Genomic DNA, 18,908 nt, shown 5'->3' on the forward strand with positions numbered 1-18,908 from the left:
CTCCCTATCAGCGCTTCTTGCCGGCCTTGCGGCGCCGGACGATCATGCGGTCGCTTTCCTTGCGGGTGCGGGTCCGGCCCTCCGGCTGGCCCCACGGGGACACCGGGTGACGTCCACCCGAGGTCTTACCCTCACCACCACCGTGCGGGTGGTCGACCGGGTTCATCGCGACACCACGGACGGTCGGGCGCTTGCCCTTCCAGCGCATCCGGCCCGCCTTGCCCCAGTTGATGTTCGACTGCTCGCCGTTGCCGACCTCACCGAGGGTGGCGCGGCAGCGCACGTCGACCATCCGGACCTCGCCCGACGGCATCCGCAGGGTGGCCATCCGGCCTTCCTTCGCGACCAGCTGGATGCTGGAACCGGCGGAGCGGGCCATCTTGGCGCCACCGCCCGGCCGCAGCTCGACCGCGTGGACCGTGGAACCGACCGGGATGTTGCGCAGCGGCAGGTTGTTGCCCACCTTGATGTCGGCGGCCGGACCGTTCTCGACGATCGTGCCCTGCTTCAGGTTCGACGGGGCGAGGATGTAGCGCTTCTCGCCGTCGACGTAGTGCAGCAGTGCGATCCGCGCGGTGCGGTTCGGGTCGTACTCGATCTCGGCGACCTTGGCCGGCACGCCGTCCTTGTCGTACCGCTTGAAGTCGATCAGCCGGTACGCCCGCTTGTGACCGCCACCGTGGTGCCGGGTGGTGATCTTGCCGGAGTTGTTCCGGCCGCCCTTCTTGGGCAGCGGACGCAGCAGCGACTTCTCGGGCGTCGATCGGGTGAGCTCGACGAAGTCGGCCACGCTCGAGCCACGGCGGCCCGGCGTCGTCGGCTTGTATTTGCGGATACCCATTACGACTGGCCTCCGAAGATGTCGATGCGGTCGTCGCCGGACAGGCTGACGATCGCTCGCTTGGTGTCAGGGCGCTTGCCCCAGCCGGAACGGGTCCGACGGCGCTTGCCCTTGCGGTTGATCGTGTTGACGTCCTTGACCCGGACGGAGAACACCTTCTCGACCGCGAGCTTGATCTCGGTCTTGTTGGCGTCCGGCGCGACCTCGAACGTGTACTTCTGCTCGTCCAGCAGGCCGTAGCTCTTCTCGCTCACGACCGGCCGCAGCAGCACGTCCCGCGGGTCCTTGTTGACTCCGTGGCTCATGCTCCCGCCTCCTCGTTCAGCGCAGTCTCCTGCTCGGCTTCGGTCGACGTCGCGACAGCCTTGACGGACTTGCCCTTCGGCGCGCCGGCGACGAAGCCGTCGAGCGCGGCGCGGGTGAAGACCACCGCGTCGCTGCACAGCACGTCGTAGGCGTTCAGCTGGTCGTACGCGATCAGGTGCACGGTCGGCACGTTGCGCAGGCTCAGCCAGGTCAGCTCGTCGTCGCGGTCGATGACCACCAGCGCCTTGACCAGGCCGGTGATCTCGGTCAGCGCCTTGACGGCCGCCTTGGTGGACGGGGTGTCACCGTCGACGAAGTTCTCGACGACGAACACGCGGCCGTCGCGGGCCCGGTCGGACAGCGCACCGCGGAGCGCGGCGGCGATCATCTTCTTCGGGGTCCGCTGGCTGTAGTTGCGCGGGGTCGGGCCGTGCACGACGCCACCACCGGTGAACTGCGGCGCCCGGGTCGACCCCTGGCGGGCGCGGCCGGTGCCCTTCTGGCGGTACGGCTTGGCGCCACCGCCGGAGACCTCACCGCGGGACTTCACCTTGTGCGTGCCCTGGCGGGCGGCGGCCAGCTGGGCCACCACGACCTGGTGGATCAACGGAATGTTGACCTGGACGTCGAACAGCTCGGCGGGGAGCTCGGCAGAGCCCTTCTTGCTCACCTTGTCGCCCTTGACGACGACTACGTCGACGGTGCTCACTTGCTGGCTCCCTTCGCGGCGTTGCGGATCAGCACGAGGCCGCCCTTGGGACCGGGAACCGCACCCTTGATCAGGATCAGGCCGCGCTCGGCGTCGATCGCGTGCACCTTCACGTTCTGCGTGGTGACCTGCTCGTTGCCCATCCGGCCGGCCATCCGGAGGCCCTTGAAGACCCGTCCGGGGGTGGCGCAACCGCCGATGGAGCCCGGCGACCGGTGCTTCTTGTGCACACCGTGGGTGGCGCGCAGACCGTGGAAGCCGTGCCGCTTCATCACACCGGCGAAGCCCTTGCCCTTGCTGGTGGCGGAGACGTCGACGACCTCGCCGGCCGCGAAGGCCTCGGCCTTGATCTCCTGGCCGAGCGTGTACTCGCTCGCGTCGGCGGTGCGCAGCTCCAGCAGGTGCCGGCGCGGGGTCACACCGGCCTTCTCGAAGTGGCCGCGCAGGGGCTTGGTCACCTTGCGCGGGTCGATGTCGCCGAACGCGATCTGGACGCCGTCGTAGCCGTGGCTGGCCGAGGTGCGAACCTCGGTCACCACGCACGGACCGGCCTGGATCACGGTGACGGGAACGACTCGGTTGTTCTCGTCCCAGGTCTGGGTCATGCCGAGCTTGGTGCCCAGCAGCCCTCGCGTGTTCTTCTGATTGCTCATAGGTCTGCGTTCCCTCAGAGCTTGATCTCGATGTCGACACCGGCCGGGAGGTCGAGCCGCATCAGCGAGTCGACGGTCTTCGGCGTGGGGTCGATGATGTCGATGAGCCGCTTGTGGGTGCGCATCTCGAAGTGCTCGCGGCTGTCCTTGTACTTGTGCGGCGAGCGGATGACGCAGAACACGTTCTTTTCCGTCGGCAACGGCACCGGGCCAGCAACCTTCGCACCAGTACGCGTCACCGTGTCGACAATCTTGCGCGCCGAGCTGTCGATGACCTCGTGGTCGTAGGCCTTCAGCCGGATGCGGATCTTCTGTCCCGCCATCGCTTCGCTTCGTCCTTCTCTATCGTCTTCGTTTGTTGCTCCGACCCCCGAGGTCGGGTGTGTCGCGTCCGGGGCACATACGTGCGCCAGCAGCAACTCTTCGATCCTGGGATGGTGATCGGGGCCCGGTCTCGGACCGGAACCTCGGCATGGTCTCCGGTCCGGCGCACCAGCCAGACCGGAAAACGGTCCTGGGGCGCGCCCCGGCGGCCTCGCCTGAGCAACCTGAATATTGTGCCAGAGATCGGCATCGGAATGCCAATCGGGTGGCTCCACGCCGGATCCGGTGCCTCAGGGGCGCCGGACCTGGCGCAAAGCAGAGGTCCGCGGGGGCTCAGAGAGCGAGCCCTCGCGGACCTCGTGAGATCACTTGACGATCTTGGTGACCCGGCCGGCGCCGACGGTGCGGCCACCCTCCCGGATCGCGAACTTCAGGCCCTCTTCCATGGCGATCGGCTGGATCAGCTCGACCGACATGTCGGTGTTGTCGCCCGGCATGACCATCTCGGTGCCCTCGGGCAGCGTGACGACGCCGGTGACGTCCGTGGTGCGGAAGTAGAACTGGGGCCGGTAGTTCTGGAAGAACGGCGTGTGACGGCCGCCCTCCTCCTTCGACAGGATGTAGACCGAGGCGTCGAAGTTGGTGTGCGGGGTGGTCGTACCCGGCTTGATCACGACCATGCCGCGCTCGACGTCCTCGCGCTTGGTGCCACGAAGCAGCAGACCGACGTTCTCACCGGCCTGGCCCTCGTCGAGCAGCTTGCGGAACATCTCGATACCGGTGACCGTGGTGGTCTGCTTCTCCGGACGGATGCCGACGATGTCGACGGTCTCGTTGACCTTGATGACACCGCGCTCGATCCGGCCGGTGATGACCGTGCCGCGACCCGTGATGGTGAAGACGTCCTCCACCGGCATCAGGAACGGCTTGTCGATCTCGCGCTCCGGCTGCGGGATGTACTCGTCGACCGCGTTCATCAGCTCGATGATCGACTCGCCCCACTTGGCGTCGCCCTGCAGCGCCGGGTGAGCGGCGACGCGGACGATCGGCGCGTTGTCGCCGTCGAACTCCTGCTCGGAGAGCAGCTCGCGGACCTCGAGCTCGACGAGCTCCAGGATCTCCTCGTCGTCGACCATGTCGCACTTGTTCAGGGCGACGACCATCGCCGGCACGCCGACCTGACGGGCGAGCAGCACGTGCTCACGCGTCTGCGGCATCGGGCCGTCGGTGGCGGCGACGACCAGGATCGCGCCGTCCATCTGAGCCGCACCGGTGATCATGTTCTTGATGTAGTCCGCGTGCCCCGGGCAGTCGACGTGGGCGTAGTGCCGGGCCTCGGTCTGGTACTCGACGTGCGCGATCGAGATGGTGATACCGCGCTGGCGCTCTTCCGGCGCCTTGTCGATCTGATCGAAGGCCGACGCCTCGTTCAGGTCCGGGTACTTGTCGTGCAGCACCTTGGTGATCGCCGCGGTAAGAGTGGTCTTACCGTGGTCGATGTGACCGATGGTGCCGATGTTGACGTGCGGCTTAGTCCGCTCGAACTTCGCCTTAGCCACTGGGGCCCTCCTGGAAAATGTTGACTTACGCCGTACGCCGACGCGCTGTGGGTGGGTTGGTCCGGGGCGAGATTACTCGCCGCGAGCCTTCTTGATGATCTCTTCCGCCACGTTCTTCGGAACCTCGGCGTAGGAATCGAACTGCATCGAGTAGGACGCGCGGCCCTGGGTCTTCGACCGCAGGTCGCCGACATACCCGAACATCTCGGACAACGGCACCAGGGCCTTCACGACCCGGCTGCCACCGGGGCCCTCGTCCATCGACTGGATCTGGCCGCGGCGTGAGTTGAGGTCGCCGATCACTTCACCCATGTAGTCCTCGGGCGTGGTGACCTCGACCGCGAACATCGGCTCGAGAATGACCGGGTTCGCCCGCCGGGCGGCGTCCTTGAACGCCATCGAACCGGCGATCTTGAACGCGAGCTCGGACGAGTCGACATCGTGGTAGGCGCCGTCGGTCAGGGTGACCTTGACATCCACCATCGGGTAGCCGGCCAGGACGCCGAACTCCATCGCTTCCTGGGCACCCTCGTCCACCGACGGGATGTACTCCCGCGGGATCCGGCCACCGGTGACGGCGTTGACGAACTCGTACCCGCCCTCGCCACCGGCCTCGGCCGAGGTCGGCTCGATGTTGATGATCACACGCGCGAACTGACCCGAACCACCGGTCTGCTTCTTGTGCGTGTAGTCGACCTTCTCGACCTTCTTCTTGATGGTCTCGCGGTAGGCGACCTGCGGCTTGCCGACGTTCGCCTCGACCCGGAACTCGCGCTTCATCCGGTCGACCAGCACCTCGAGGTGCAGCTCGCCCATGCCCGCGATGATCGTCTGGCCGGTGTCCTCGTCGGTCCGGACCTGGAAGGTCGGGTCCTCCTCGGCGAGCCGCTGGATCGCGACGCCCAGCTTCTCCTGGTCGCCCTTCGACTTGGGCTCGATGGCGACCGAGATGACCGGGGCCGGGAACTGCATCGACTCGAGCACGACCGGGTTGCCCGGGTCGCTCAGCGTCTCACCGGTGGTGGTGTCCTTCAGACCCATCACCGCGACGATGTGGCCGGCGCCGATCGACGCGATCTCCTCACGCTTGTTCGCGTGCATGCGGTAGATCTTGCCGATCCGCTCCTTGCGGCCCTTGGTCGGGTTCAGCACCTGCGAACCCGCCTCGAGCTTGCCGGAGTAGACCCGGATGAAGGTCAGCTTGCCCAGGTGCGGGTCGGCCGCGATCTTGAAGGCCAGCGCGGAGAACGGCTCGCTGTCGTCGGGCTTGCGCAGCACGACCTGCTCGGCGTCCTTGACGTCGTGACCCTCGATGGCCGGCACGTCGAGCGGGCTCGGCAGGTAGTCGTTGACCGCGTCGAGCAGGGGCTGGACGCCCTTGTTCTTGAACGCGGTACCGGTCAGCACCGGGGTCAGCTTGCTGCCCAGGGTCGCCCGCCGGATGGCCGCCTTCAGCTGCGGCACCGTCGGCTGCTCGCCCTCGAGGTACATCTCCATGATCTCGTCGTCGGCCTCGGCCAGCGTCTCGATCAGCTTGTCGCGCCACTCGGCGGCCAGCTCGGTGTGGCTGGCGGGGATCTCCTCGACCGTGTAGTCCTCACCGATCACGGTCTCGCCACGCCAGGTCAGGGCCCGCATCTCGACCAGGTCGACGACGCCGATGAAGTCCGACTCGGCACCGATCGGCAACTGCATGACCAGCGCCACGGCGGCCAGCCGGTCCCGGATCATGTCGACGCAGCGCATGAACTCCGCGCCGGTGCGGTCCAGCTTGTTGACGAAGCAGATCCGCGGTACGCCGTACCGGTCCGCCTGCCGCCAGACCGTCTCGGACTGCGGCTCGACGCCGGCGACACCGTCGAACACGGCGACGGCGCCGTCCAGGACGCGCAGCGAACGCTCCACCTCGACGGTGAAGTCGACGTGACCCGGGGTGTCGATGATGTTGATGGTGTGGTCTTTCCAGGTGCAGGTCGTCGCGGCGGACGTGATGGTGATGCCGCGCTCCTGCTCCTGCTCCATCCAGTCCATCGTGGCAGCGCCCTCGTGGACCTCACCGATCTTGTAGGTGATACCGGTGTAGAAGAGAATCCGCTCGGTCGTCGTCGTCTTGCCCGCGTCGATGTGCGCCATGATCCCGATGTTGCGGACCTTGGCCAGGTCGGTGGTGATTTGTACGGCCACCTCGGTGGTCTACCTCTCGCTTCTGTGGTGCGTAAAAAGGGGTGGGCCTGGGGTCCTGTTCGGACCCCGGTTCACCAGCGGTAGTGGGCGAAAGCCTTGTTGGCTTCGGCCATCTTGTGCGTGTCCTCACGGCGCTTCACCGACGCACCGAGACCGTTGGACGCGTCCAGGATCTCGTTCATCAGACGCTCGGCCATGGTCTTCTCGCGACGCGCACGGGAGTACGACGTGAGCCAGCGCAGGGCGAGCGTGGTCGAGCGACCGGGCTTGACCTCGATCGGCACCTGGTAGGTGGCGCCACCGACACGGCGGCTCTTCACCTCGATGCTGGGCTTCACGTTGTCCAGAGCGCGCTTCAGCGTGATGACCGGGTCGGTGCCGGTCTTCGTCCGGGTGCCCTCGAGGGCCGTGTAGACGATGCTCTGCGCGATCTGCTTCTTGCCGTCCACCAGGATCTTGGAGATCAACTGGGTGACCAGCGGCGAACTGTAGACCGGGTCGATGATGACCGGCCGCTTCGGGGCGGGACCCTTGCGCGGCATTAGCTCTTCTCCTTCTTCGCGCCGTACCGGCTGCGAGCCTGCTTCCGGTTCTTCACACCCTGGGTGTCGAGCGAACCGCGGATGATCTTGTACCGGACACCGGGCAGGTCCTTCACACGGCCGCCACGCACGAGCACGATCGAGTGCTCCTGCAGGTTGTGGCCGACACCCGGGATGTAGGCGGTGACCTCGATGCCGCTGGTGAGGCGGACACGCGCGACCTTGCGAAGCGCCGAGTTCGGCTTCTTCGGTGTGGTCGTGTAGACGCGCGTGCACACACCACGACGCTGAGGGGAACCCTTCAGGGCCGGCGTCTTGTTCTTGGACACCTTGTCCTGGCGGCCCTTGCGGACCAGCTGCTGAATGGTGGGCACCGCGTAGGTCTCTTTCTGTCGTCCGGTCGGTTGCTGCGCGCCCGACCCCCGCAGTCGGGTGTGTCGCGTGCGCACGGGTGTACCGGAGCCGTAATCTCTGACTGTCGGCAGATGTCCCGTGCCACGCGCGCTGACCCGTGGAGCGAGGGGCACGCATGACGGCCCAGGATGACCCGGGCACGATCGTTAAGACTAGCGGCTGCCCCAAGCACGGTCAAAACAGAACACCGTGAGTACGACGGGACGCGGCCGCACCGCCAGTCTACCGGACTTGCCGCCGCACTCACGCCACACCGGGCCCGGGCCATCACGAACGTGAATGTGTGATCGCGGTAAATCTCCGGCCCGGACCGTTGGGGCCGCGCGGCCGCTGCGGCATAGTCACGCCCATCGGGAGTAACGACTCGATAACGGGGAGCCTGTCGTACCGCGTCACGCTCGGGAGCACCTTCGTGGATCACCCCCCTGTCCCCCGTCCCCCTCGACATCGCGCCGTTGCCAGGTCCGGCCCGCCCGGCCCGCCGCCGGAGGACCCGAAGTCTCCGGTGACCCGCCGGGCCGCGGTCGGCGCGGTGGCCGGCGTACTGGCTGCCGGCGGAACGGCCGTGGAACTCCTGTCCCGGCCGGACAGCCTCGCGAACCGGGTCGCCGCCGCCCCTGGCGCTCCGCTTCGCCCCAGTACGCCGACCAGCCGCGCGGCGGTCGCCCAGCGGCCCGGGCTCGCGGCGCCCGACGACGACCGCGACTCCAGCTTCGTCGCCGGTGAGAAGCGTCGGCCCAAGACGACCACGGCCAAGTCCGGCGTCACCCGCGACTACGCCGGATTCGCCCAGGCGGCCAAGGCCGGGCGCACCGAACCGGGCCTGCTCGTCGCCAAGGCGGGACCGCTCAGCACCGCCCAGGCCCAGCGGCACCTGCTCAACCGGGTCACCTTCGGCCCTCGGCCGGCCGACGTGGAGAGCCTGCGTGAGCTCGGCGTCGATCGCTGGCTCGCCGCCCAGCTGTCACCGACGGCGAAGGACCCGTCGGGAGACCAGGCCTGGCGGGCGTTCAAGCTGGCGGGCGCCGACCCGGGCACGATCCAGCGCTCGATCACGAAGTACTCGTGGGACGCGATGTTCCAGACCGGCTTCGGCACGCTGGGCCGGCAGGTGTTCGGCCGCCGGCAGCTGTTCGAGGTCGTCGTGGACGTGTTCGCCAACCACCTGCACGTCGCGACGCCGTCGGACCGCGGCTGGGACGTCGCCCCCGGCTACGCGACCGACGTGATCCGCAAGCACGCCTTCGGCCGGTACGCCGACATGCTGAAGGCGGCGATGCGGCACCCGGCGATGCTGCGCTACCTCGACAACGACGCGTCGACCCGCGAGAGCGTCAACGAGAACCTCGGCCGGGAACTGCTCGAGCTGCACACCGTCGGGGTCTCCTCCGGCTACACCGAGAAGGACATGCGCAGCAGCGCGTACGTCCTGAGCGGGCGCGGCGCGAACGAGCAGGGCCGGTTCGAGTACAAGCCGGAGCGGCACCGGACCGGCCGGGTGAAGGTGCTCGACTGGTCCGCCGCGAACACCTCCGGCAAGGACGGTCTGCGGATGGGCGACCGGTACCTCGACTACCTCGCCAAGCACCCGGCCACCGCCCGGACGATCGCCCGCAAACTGGTGGTCCGCTTCGTCGACGACGTCCCGCCGCCGGCCCTGGTGGCCCGGCTGGCCGACGTCTACCTGCGCAGCGACACCGCGATCCTGCCGGTGCTGACCGCGCTGTTCCGCAGCGGGGAGTTCTGGAACTCGCTCGGCTGCAAGACCAAGCGCCCGCTGGAGGACGTGGTCTCGACCGCCCGCGCGCTCGACCTGCCCTTCGGTCCGAGTACCGGCAAGGGCCTGGAAGCCATGTACTGGCAACTCAACAACCTCGGCCACGCTCCGCTGGCCTGGCCGTCGCCGAACGGCTATCCCGACGTGGCGCCCGCCTGGTCGTCGGCGGGCCAGATGCTGGAGCGCTGGTCGAGCCACCGGGCGCTGTCGCACGGTTGGTGGGAGGGCCTGAAGCGGGAGAAGCTCCCGGCCGAGCTCCGTCCCCGCCCGGGTGACACCTACCGGGCGTGGTTCGACCGGCTCGGCGAACGTCTGATCGGCCAGCGCCCGAACGCCCGGCAGCGCAGCGCACTCGCCACCTTCGTCGGCGCCAAGACCAGTGCGCGGGTCGACCAGGGCCGGATGCAGTGGCAGGCCGGGCACGTCGTCGCTCTGGTCCTCGACTCGCCGCAGTTCCTGGCCCGCTGACGCGTCGCCACCGAATCCACTCCGGCCGGTGACCCGGCCGATCCCCTCGCACTACCGGCAGGAGTTCCCGCGAACATGAACCGCCCCGATCAGGACGTCCTCTCCTCCCTGCACCCCGACTGCCCCGATTGGCAACGGCTCGGACCGACCGCCGCCGATGCGGCCGTCCGGGCCGAGGCCGCCGCTGTGGCGACCGAGACCGACGACCGCCAGGAGCGGTGGAGCCACGGCTTCACCCGGCGCCGGCTGCTCGCCGGCGGCCTCGGAGTCGGCGTCGCCGCGGTGGCCGGCCAGCTGGTGACGACCCGCATCTCCTGGGCCGCGCCGGGAGCCGATCCGACCGGGACGCTGGTGGTGATCTTCCTGCGCGGCGGCATGGACGGGTTGTCCGTCCTGGTTCCGGCCGACGACCCGGAGCTGCTGAAGGCGCGGCCGGGCATCGCCGTCCGGGCGTCGTCGCTGATCACGTTCGGCCGCGACTTCGGGCTGCACCCGTCGTTGGCTCCGTTGACGCCGCTGATCACCTCGGGCCGGCTGGCCGCCGTACCGGCGGTGTCCACGCCGGACCTGTCCCGCAGTCACTTCCAGGCGCAGGACTGTCTGGAACGTGGCGGCGCCGCGCGGTCGTCGGTGCAGTCCGGCTGGCTCGACCGGGTGCTGAGCCAGCTAGGTCCCGGTACGACGTTCCGCGGGCTGGGGGTCGGCGCGCGGATGACCCGTTCGCTGCTCGGGCCGACGAACCCGATCATGCTGACGTCGCTGAAGGACTTCACCGTCAAGGGCATCGACGGTGTCGCACCGCAGACGCTCGCCGCGCTGGAGACCCTCTACACCGGGATCGACCATCCGCTCGGCGTGCAAGGGCTCGCGGCCCTGCAGGCGTCGGCGAAGGCGCAGAGCTACCACCAGGAGTCCCAGGGACAGCCCAAGGATCGCGGCTATCCCGAGGGGGACTTCGGGTCGGCGCTGGCCACGCTCGCCCAGCTGATCAAGAACAAGGCCGGCGTCCGGGTCGCGGCGGTGGACCTGGGCGGCTGGGACATGCACACCGACATCGGCACAGTCGACAACGGTGACCTGACCCGGTCGCTGAAGACCGTGGCGGAAGGGCTCGCGGCGTTCACCGCCGAGCTCGGGCCGGAGCTCGACAACACCACGGTGGTGACGATGAGCGAGTTCGGTCGGCGAGTGGAGCAGAACGGGAACAGCGGCGCGGACCACGGCCACGGCGGCGTGGCGCTGGTGCTCGGCGGCAAGGTGAAGGGCGGCGTGCACGGGCGCTGGGAAGGGCTCGCCCCGAAGGTCCTGGACCAGGGCGACGTGCCGGGCACCAACGACTACCGCGACGTGCTGTCCGAGGTCGTGATGAGCCGGCTCGGGCTCAGCCAGGCGCAGGCCGGCAAGGTCTTCCCGGGCTGGAAGCCCACTCCGCTGGGCGTGATGGCCTAGGTCTCCGCTAGGAGGTCGAGCGTTCGGCGAGGAAACGAGCCGCGACCTGCGCATCGCCCTCGACGGTCAGCCGCTCGGTCGGCAGGCGCTTCCAGAGGCAGAGCAGAAGCTCCGCAGCCGTGCCGGTCAGCACCGCCTCCCCGTCGGCTCGGCCTCGCTCGACCTTCGGCGGCTCGCTGTCGCCGGCCGGCGCCAGTGACCACGCGTCCCCGGTGTCCACCGCCCGTACGCCGATCGGCCGGGTGACCGCCGGCGCGAAGCCGCGGGCCAGCAGCCGGGGCAGGAACACCCCGAAAACCTCGTCGACGCCGTCCGCCGCGACCGGGGCAGGTATCACTTCCAGACCAGTGTCCGGCCCGGTCTGCGGTCCGACGGCGGCCTGGACCGCGTCGACCAGGTGCACGGCGGTCTCGTGCAGCCGCCGCCGGACCCAAAAGCCCGCGCGCTGCTCGACCGGGGCGAAGTTCCAGCACGGTTCGTCCGGATCGACGGCCCGGATGGCGGCGACCAGCGCCGCGGTCGTGCCGGCGTACCAGTCGGACCAGGAGATGGTCGTCCGCAGGACGTCGGGACGGCGCTGCTCGACGCCGCTGAGCAGGATGGCGGCGGACCAGCGCTGACCGGCGCCGATGTGCAGGGCCAGATCGGCGACCGTCCACCCGGGGCAGCTCGGCACCGCGGCGGACGGGTCGACGGTGTCGAGCACCGTCGCCAGTTCCGCCGCGGTGCGGTCGAGCTCCGCCAGGTAGTCGAGCATCGGGCGGTCAGGCAAGGAAACGGACCTCGACGACCAGGCCGTCCTGGACGCGGTACAGCACGATCGTCGGCACCGGCCCCTGGTCGGAGTCGTGCCGGATCGACTGCTCCACCACCCAGTCGCCGAGCGTCATCCGCTGCTGCAGCTCGGTCTTGCACCGGCCGGCCTCGAACTGCGGCCGGTAGTGCTCGCGCAGCGACCGGCGGCCCCGCAGTACCGCGCCGTCGGCCAGCTGCAGCTGAGCGGTCGGCGAGTAGAGCGCGAGGAAGGCCTCCAGGTCGTGCGCCGCGTACATCGCGTGCTCGCGGTCGACCACTCGCGACGCGGGGGTCTCGGCGGCGAACGCGGCGGCGACGGCGGCCGTCAGGTCCGCCACCGCGGCCGGCAGCGGCGCCGGCTCCGCGGGTGCAGTGGAGTCGGCGGCAGCCGGCGTTGCTGTTACGGCTTCCGTCGGCTGATCGGCAGGTGCCGACATGGTGGAAGCCGGCTCGGCGCGCTTCGCCGGCGAGCCGGCGGACGTCGCCGGACGGGCCGGGGTGGAAGTCGAAGGAGTGGAGGTAGAGGGTCGGGGAGGCAGGGTGCTGGTGGCGGTCGCGGCAGAGGCGGCCGGGAGAGGAAGCTGGCCGGCGGGTTCCTCACCCAGGTGCGCGATGGCCCAGTCCAGCGCCTTGGTCACCGCGGCGCGGGATTCTTCGGTGTGGTCGAGCATGTCGAAGCCGTGTTGCCCTTTCGGAACGTCGATGATGTCCAGTGCGGCGCCGCCGGCGGAGACGAACTCCGCCACCGGACCGGCGAGCTCGGCGCGCTCGCGGCCGACCCTCGTCAGCAGCACCGGCAGGTCTGTAGGTGAAACCTTTCCCATCCCACCGGCCCGGTCGTGTCTGCCGATCACTTCGGCAGCGTTGACCAGCTCGTCGACACCGGGCGGGGTGGCGAGTTGGGGATAGGTCAGCAGCAGGCAGCGCAGCCAGTCCGGCCGGCTGTCCAGCCACTCCCCCGCGAGCAGGCCGGCCCCGGAGAAGAACCAGAGCGCGACGCGCCCCGGATCCACCCGCGGATCGGCCCGCAGTACACCGACGGCGGCCTCCACGTCGTCGGCTGCGGTGGACAGCTGGTCGAAGCCACGGATCAACCCGTGGTCCACGACCGCGGCCACCAGACCGCGCTGGGCGGCGACGGTCGCGTACCCGGTGAAGACCGGCCAGTCCCGAGGACTCACCTCGAGGCCGTCCGGGCCCGGACCCCCGTGCACGAAGAGGATCGCGCCCGTCCTGGCGGTGCCGGCCGGGTGGTACAGGTCGACGTGGCCGACCCTTTCCACCCGCACCTGTCCGGCGTCCTCGACCGGTAGCACGAACGGTCGCAGGGAGGGCGGGAGATCCGTCATGGAGCAATCTTGGCCTATCCCGGGGACACTTGCAGCCGCCACCCCGCGCCACGTCCCGAGACTGTCCGTCACAACGCACATTCCCTACCCACCAAGCGTTTGAACCACCCCACCCACCCGCGCCACACCCCCCGCCCCACCCCCACGCCATTCCGGGGGATAACCCGCCAAATGCTGGGTTCTCCCACCGCATACGGACGGGTAGACCCAGCATTTGGCGGGTTATCCCCTGAAAAGGCAGGGGGGTGCGGGTTCGGGGGTTAGGCGGGGGCTTTGGTGTACGACAGGGAGACGACGCCGTTGGGCCGGTGGCTGACCTCGGCCAGGTCCAGCCGGCTGGAGATGCCCGATCGGAACACCGGAGTACCGCTGCCGGCGACGACCGGGTGCAGCCAGAAGTTGAGCTCGTCGACCAGGTCGTGCTCGAGCAGGGTCTGCGCGAGCCGGCCGAAGCCGTAGATCACCAGGTCCCCGTCGCCCTGCGTCTTCAACTCCGCCACGCTCTTCACCGGATCGGCCGCGACGACGGTCGCGTTGCTCCAGTCGGTGCCGGCCAGCGTCGAGGAGAACACGTACTTCGCGATCGCGTTGACCCGTTCGGCGTACGGGCCGGGGGTGTTCGGCCAGGCGGGGGCGAAGTACTCGTAGGTGTGGCGGCCCATCAGCATCGCGTCCGCGCGCCGAAGCTCCGCCAACGACTCGGCCGCCGCCTCGTCGTCGAAGTACGAGCCGACCCAGGAGCGCGGCTCCCCGTGGATCCCGTCGACCGAGAGCAGAGCACCGACCTTGAGCTTGCGCATGCGTTCCTCCAGAGAACCGGGTTTACCCGAACAGACCCCGGCCACCGGCAGAAGGAATCGGTCACCCGCTCTTCAACCTCGACCGTGGGCAGGTACGAAGTGGCCAGTTCCTGCCAGCGGTGCGCGATGGTCCGGCCGAGCGGCCAGACTGCACACAGTGGCCCACGAACTGCCCGACACCGATTGGGTCTCCTTCGAAGCCGCCGCTGCTGAACGCTACGAGCGTGCCGGGCTGGCGTGGCCGGGGGTGGTGGTGCGGGTTCGCTCGCCGATGGCCGGTGCGCTCGCTGCTCCGATCGCAGCCGAAGTCCTGGCCGGCCGGCGATCCGGCGAAAGCCTGGCACAACTGCGCGACCGGATGGACGAGTGCCTGTCGGTCAACCTGAGACTGTCGGTCGACGGACCCGCCGACGAGGCGATCACTATCGCGGTCCGGCAGGCCGTCGGCCTCGACAGGACGCCCGCTGAGCCGTCCCCCCGGCCCTTGACCAAGCTGCTCGTCAGGAGCCGAACGACCTGGGGCGACGACGACCCCATGGCGTACCTGCTGATCGGCAGTACTGCGGCCGGGGTCAGCCTCGTTGGCGGACTGCTGGGCTGGTTTCCAGTCGGGCGCGGCACTGCTCGGTGGGCCATGGTGTTTGCGGTGGCGGGCATAGTGCTGGCAACGGTTGTTGGCTTCGTGGTTCGGCAGTGCGCGCTCGCCGTACGACGGCGACTGTGCCGACGTCCCCGGTTTTTGGCGCAGCAGCTCGGTGGTGCCGGCGAGTTGTCCCACGCCAGGACCCGCCGGAACGCCGCGAGGGCGGCACCCCGGGTAGGGGTGCCGCCCTCGGCGGATGGAGCTTCGGGTCAGTTCTTGTAGGAACCGAGGTCGAAGTCGTCGAGCGGGACCGACTGCCCGGCGGACGGGCCGAAGTCGTAGTCGTACGACTCGTAGCCGACCATCGAGTACATCGCGGCCTTCGCCTCCTCGGTGGGCTCCACCCGGATGTTGCGGTAACGGTCCATGCCGGTACCCGCCGGGATCAGCTTTCCGATGATGACGTTCTCCTTCAGACCGACCAGCGAGTCGGACTTGCCGTGGATCGCGGCCTCGGTGAGCACGCGGGTCGTCTCCTGGAAGGAGGCGGCCGACAGCCACGACTCGGTCGCGAGCGACGCCTTGGTGATACCCATCAGCACCGGACGACCCGAGGCCGGCGTACCGCCCTCGGCGACCACGCGGCGGTTCTCCGCCTCGAACATGATCCGGTCCGCGAGCTCACCCGGCAGCAGCTGGGCGTCGCCCGACTCGATCACCGTGACCCGGCGCAGCATCTGCCGGACGATGATCTCGATGTGCTTGTCGTGAATGGCCACACCCTGCGACCGGTACACCTCCTGGACCTCGTCCACCAGGTGCTCCTGCGCCTTGCGGATGCCCAGGATCCGCAGAACCTCCTGCGGGTCCGGCGTACCCTGCGTCAGCTGCTGACCGACCTCGACGTGCTGACCGTCCTCGATCAGCAGCCGGCCACGCTTCGACACCGGGTAGGCGACCTCCTCGGAACCGTCGTCCGGGGTGAGCACCAGCTTGCGGGTCTTGTCGGTGTCCTCGATCGCGATCCGGCCGGCGGCCTCCGAGATCGGCGCCTTGCCCTTGGGCTGGCGGGCCTCGAAGAGCTCGACCACACGCGGCAGACCGTGGGTGATGTCATCACCCGCGACACCACCGGTGTGGAAGGTCCGCATCGTCAGCTGCGTACCGGGCTCACCGATGGACTGGGCCGCGATGATGCCGACGGCCTCACCGATGTCGACCGGCTTGCCGGTCGCCAGCGAACGGCCGTAGCACTTCGCGCAGGTCCCGGTCTTGGCGTCACAGGTCAGCACGGAGCGGACCTTGACCTCCTCGACCCCGGCCTCGACCAGGGCGGCGATGGACACGTCGCCCAGGTCGCTGCCCGCGGTCAGTACGACGGTCCCGTCGCGACCGGTGACGTCCTGCGCCAGTGTGCGGGCGTAGGCGCTGGTCTCGACGTTCTCGGCGTGCACGGTACGGCCGTCCGGACCGGGCTCGCCGATCTTCTTCGGCAGGCCCCGCTCGGTGCCGCAGTCCTCCTCGCGGATGATCACGTCCTGCGAGACGTCCACCAGACGACGGGTCAGGTACCCCGAGTCGGCGGTCCGCAGCGCGGTGTCGGCCAGGCCCTTCCGCGCACCGTGGGTGGCGATGAAGTACTCGACCACCGACAGGCCCTCGCGGAAGTTGGACTTGATCGGCCGGGCGATGATCTCGCCCTTCGGGTTGGCCACCAGGCCACGCATACCGGCGATCTGCCGGATCTGCATCATGTTGCCTCGGGCACCCGAGTGGACCATCATCCAGATCGGGTTGGCCTTCTCGAAGTTCTCCTCCATCGCCTTGCCGACCTCGGCGTTGGCTCCGGTCCAGATCTCGATCAGCTCCTGGCGCCGCTCGGACGAGGTGATCAGACCCCGCTCGAACTGCTTCTGGACCTTCTCGGCCTGCGACTCGTAGCGCGCCATGATCTCGGGCTTGCTCGGCGGCGTGCTGAAGTCGTCGATCGACACGGTCACACCGGACCGGGTGGCCCAGCGGAAACCGAGGTCCTTCAGCGCGTCCAGGCAGTTCGCCACCTGGACCTTGGAGTAGCGCTCGGCCAGGTCGTTGACGATCGAGCCCAGCTGCTTCTTGCCGACCTCGGCGTCCACGAAGGTGTAGTCGCTCGGCAGCGCCTCGTTGAACAGGGCGCGACCCAGCGTCGTCTCCAGCGAGAAGCCGCCGTCGGCCAGTTCCAGCGCGTGCTCCGGCGCGGCCGCCTCGTCGAGGCGCAGCGTGATCTTCGCCTGCAGCGACAGCTCGCCGCGGTCGAAGGCCATCAGCGCCTCGGCGACCGAGCTGAACGCCCGGCCCTCGCCCTTGACGCCTTCCTTCAGCATGGTCAGGAAGTAGATGCCGATGATCATGTCCTGGGTCGGCATCGTGACCGGACGGCCGTCGGCCGGCTTCAGGATGTTGTTCGTCGACAGCATCAGGATCCGCGCCTCGGCCTGGGCCTCGGCCGACAGCGGCAGGTGCACCGCCATCTGGTCACCGTCGAAGTCCGCGTTGAACGCGGAGCAGACGAGCGGGTGGATCTGGATCGCCTTGCCCTCGATCAGCTGCGGCTCGAACGCCTGGATGCCGAGCCGGTGCAGCGTGGGCGCACGGTTCAGCAGCACCGGGTGCTCGGTGATGACCTCTTCCAGCACGTCCCAGACCTGGGCGCGCTGACGCTCGACCATCCGCTTGGCGGACTTGATGTTCTGCGCGTGGTTGAGGTCCACCAGCCGCTTCATCACGAACGGCTTGAACAGCTCCAGCGCCATCGCCTTCGGCAGACCGCACTGGTGCAGCTTGAGCTGCGGGCCGACCACGATGACCGAACGGCCGGAGTAGTCGACGCGCTTGCCGAGCAGGTTCTGACGGAACCGGCCCTGCTTGCCCTTGAGCATGTCGGACAGCGACTTCAGCGGCCGGTTGCCCGGGCCGGTGACCGGACGACCGCGGCGGCCGTTGTCGAACAGCGCGTCGACGGCCTCCTGCAGCATCCGCTTCTCGTTGTTGACGATGATTTCCGGCGCGCCCAGGTCGAGCAGTCGCTTGAGCCGGTTGTTCCGGTTGATCACCCGGCGGTACAGGTCGTTCAGGTCCGAGGTGGCGAACCGGCCACCGTCGAGCTGGACCATCGGCCGCAGGTCCGGCGGGATCACCGGGACGCAGTCGAGCACCATGCCCATCGGGCTGTTGTTCGTCGCCAGGAACGCGGTGACGACCTTGAGCCGCTTCAGGGCGCGGGTCTTGCGCTGGCCCTTGCCGGTCTTGATCGTCTCGCGCAGGTTGGCGGCCTCGGCCTTGAGGTCGAAGGTCTCCAGCCGGCGCTGGATCGCGGCGGCGCCCATCGCGCCCTCGAAGTACTTGCCGAACCGCTCCTTCATGGCGCGGTAGAGGATCTCGTCGCCCTCGAGGTCCTGGACCTTCAGGTTCTTGAACCGGGTCCAGACCTCGTCGAGGCGGTCGATCTCGCGCTGCGCGCGGTCGCGCAGCTGCTTGACCTCACGCTCGGCGCCTTCCTTGACCTTGCGGCGGACATCGGCCTTGGCGCCCTCGGCCTCGAGCTGGGCCAGGTCCTCCTCGAGCTTCTTCATCCGCGTCTCGATGTCGTTGTCGCGCCGGTTCTCGAGCTGCTTGCGCTCGACGTCCGTCCGGCCCTCCAGCGACGCGAGGTCGCGGTGCCGCGCCTCCTCGTCGACGTCGGTGATCATGTACGCCGCGAAGTAGATGACCTTCTCCAGGTCCTTCGGGGCGAGGTCGAGCAGGTAGCCCAGCCGCGACGGGACACCCTTGAAGTACCAGATGTGGGTGACCGGCGCGGCCAGCTCGATGTGGCCCATCCGCTCGCGGCGCACCTTCTGCCGGGTGACCTCGACGCCACACCGCTCGCAGATGATGCCCTTGAAGCGGACGCGCTTGTACTTGCCGCAGTAGCACTCCCAGTCCCGGGTGGGACCGAAGATCTTCTCGCAGAACAGACCGTCACGCTCCGGCTTGAGCGTCCGGTAGTTGATCGTCTCGGGCTTCTTGACCTCGCCGTGCGACCACTGGCGGATTTCGTCCGCAGTCGCCAGGCCGATCCGAAGCTCGTCGAAGAAGTTCACGTCGAGCACGATGTGTTATCTCCTGAAAGTTGAA

General features: G+C 68.8%; 16 protein-coding genes. 3 read left to right on the top strand and 13 right to left on the bottom strand.

Features of this window, described 5'->3' with window-relative positions:
* Nucleotides 1–7: 7 nt before the first annotated feature.
* The 9 genes from rplB to rpsL form a co-directional block, all read right to left on the bottom strand.
* Entirely contained in the window at nt 8–841 is an 834-nt protein-coding gene (gene rplB / locus KFLA_RS30415; protein WP_012923684.1) for a 50S ribosomal protein L2, read from the bottom strand.
* Nucleotides 841–1,146 (bottom strand): 50S ribosomal protein L23, encoded by a 306-nt coding sequence (gene rplW / locus KFLA_RS30420; protein ID WP_012923685.1) that lies wholly within the window; start codon nt 1,144–1,146, stop codon nt 841–843. The genes rplB and rplW overlap by 1 nt, the downstream gene beginning before the upstream one ends.
* A complete protein-coding gene (rplD, locus tag KFLA_RS30425) occupies nt 1,143–1,856 on the bottom strand; it encodes a 50S ribosomal protein L4 (RefSeq protein ID WP_012923686.1) in 714 nt (237 codons plus the stop codon). Before rplD ends, rplW begins: the two co-directional genes overlap by 4 nt.
* Nucleotides 1,853–2,509 (bottom strand): 50S ribosomal protein L3, encoded by a 657-nt coding sequence (gene rplC, locus KFLA_RS30430; RefSeq protein WP_012923687.1) that lies wholly within the window; start codon nt 2,507–2,509, stop codon nt 1,853–1,855. Before rplC ends, rplD begins: the two co-directional genes overlap by 4 nt.
* 14 nt (nt 2,510–2,523) lie before the next feature.
* The gene (gene rpsJ, locus KFLA_RS30435; RefSeq protein ID WP_012923688.1) at nt 2,524–2,832 is read right to left on the bottom strand and encodes a 30S ribosomal protein S10; all 309 of its coding nucleotides are present in this window, start codon (nt 2,830–2,832) and stop codon (nt 2,524–2,526) included.
* A gap of 366 nt (nt 2,833–3,198) precedes the next feature.
* Nucleotides 3,199–4,392: an elongation factor Tu gene (tuf, locus tag KFLA_RS30440; protein ID WP_012923689.1), complete on the bottom strand. Its 1,194-nt coding sequence runs from the start codon at nt 4,390–4,392 to the stop codon at nt 3,199–3,201.
* 72 nt (nt 4,393–4,464) lie between these two features.
* Nucleotides 4,465–6,525, bottom strand: a complete 2,061-nt coding sequence (fusA, locus tag KFLA_RS30445; RefSeq protein ID WP_049797650.1) for an elongation factor G — start codon at nt 6,523–6,525, stop codon at nt 4,465–4,467.
* Nucleotides 6,526–6,647: 122 nt separating this feature from the next.
* Nucleotides 6,648–7,118 (bottom strand): 30S ribosomal protein S7, encoded by a 471-nt coding sequence (rpsG, locus tag KFLA_RS30450; protein WP_012923691.1) that lies wholly within the window; start codon nt 7,116–7,118, stop codon nt 6,648–6,650.
* On the bottom strand, nt 7,118–7,492 hold the full coding sequence (gene rpsL / locus KFLA_RS30455) for a 30S ribosomal protein S12 (protein ID WP_012923692.1): 375 nt from the start codon (nt 7,490–7,492) through the stop codon (nt 7,118–7,120). Before rpsL ends, rpsG begins: the two co-directional genes overlap by 1 nt.
* Before the next feature lie 545 nt (nt 7,493–8,037).
* Between rpsL and KFLA_RS30460 the strand changes: the two genes are divergently transcribed.
* Together KFLA_RS30460 and KFLA_RS30465 are read left to right on the top strand one after the other, a co-directional pair.
* Nucleotides 8,038–9,777, top strand: a complete 1,740-nt coding sequence (locus KFLA_RS30460; RefSeq protein WP_012923693.1) for a DUF1800 domain-containing protein — start codon at nt 8,038–8,040, stop codon at nt 9,775–9,777.
* A gap of 75 nt (nt 9,778–9,852) precedes the next feature.
* Nucleotides 9,853–11,226 (top strand): DUF1501 domain-containing protein, encoded by a 1,374-nt coding sequence (locus KFLA_RS30465; protein WP_012923694.1) that lies wholly within the window; start codon nt 9,853–9,855, stop codon nt 11,224–11,226.
* 7 nt (nt 11,227–11,233) lie between these two features.
* Here the strand turns inward: KFLA_RS30465 and KFLA_RS30470 are convergent, their stop codons facing one another.
* The 3 genes from KFLA_RS30470 to KFLA_RS30480 all read right to left on the bottom strand — a co-directional run bounded on the left by KFLA_RS30470 (nt 11,234) and on the right by KFLA_RS30480 (nt 14,170).
* Entirely contained in the window at nt 11,234–11,998 is a 765-nt protein-coding gene (locus KFLA_RS30470) for a maleylpyruvate isomerase family mycothiol-dependent enzyme (RefSeq protein ID WP_148256775.1), read from the bottom strand.
* On the bottom strand, nt 11,991–13,370 hold the full coding sequence (locus KFLA_RS30475; RefSeq protein ID WP_012923696.1) for a nuclear transport factor 2 family protein: 1,380 nt from the start codon (nt 13,368–13,370) through the stop codon (nt 11,991–11,993). Before KFLA_RS30475 ends, KFLA_RS30470 begins: the two co-directional genes overlap by 8 nt.
* A 260-nt stretch (nt 13,371–13,630) precedes the next feature.
* The gene (locus tag KFLA_RS30480) at nt 13,631–14,170 is read right to left on the bottom strand and encodes a dihydrofolate reductase family protein (RefSeq protein ID WP_012923697.1); all 540 of its coding nucleotides are present in this window, start codon (nt 14,168–14,170) and stop codon (nt 13,631–13,633) included.
* Nucleotides 14,171–14,327: 157 nt separating this feature from the next.
* Here KFLA_RS30480 and KFLA_RS30485 point away from each other — a divergent pair, with 157 nt between their 5' ends.
* A complete protein-coding gene (locus KFLA_RS30485) occupies nt 14,328–15,035 on the top strand; it encodes a hypothetical protein (RefSeq protein ID WP_041289550.1) in 708 nt (235 codons plus the stop codon).
* Here the strand turns inward: KFLA_RS30485 and KFLA_RS30490 are convergent.
* Nucleotides 15,023–18,883 carry a DNA-directed RNA polymerase subunit beta' gene (locus KFLA_RS30490; RefSeq protein WP_012923698.1) on the bottom strand — a complete coding sequence of 1,287 codons (3,861 nt, stop codon included), beginning with the start codon at nt 18,881–18,883 and terminating at the stop codon, nt 15,023–15,025. The genes KFLA_RS30485 and KFLA_RS30490 overlap by 13 nt on opposite strands.
* Nucleotides 18,884–18,908: the final 25 nt, after the last annotated feature.

It is taken from the genome of Kribbella flavida DSM 17836 (assembly GCF_000024345.1).
Taxonomy (GTDB): Bacteria; Actinomycetota; Actinomycetes; order Propionibacteriales; family Kribbellaceae; genus Kribbella; species Kribbella flavida.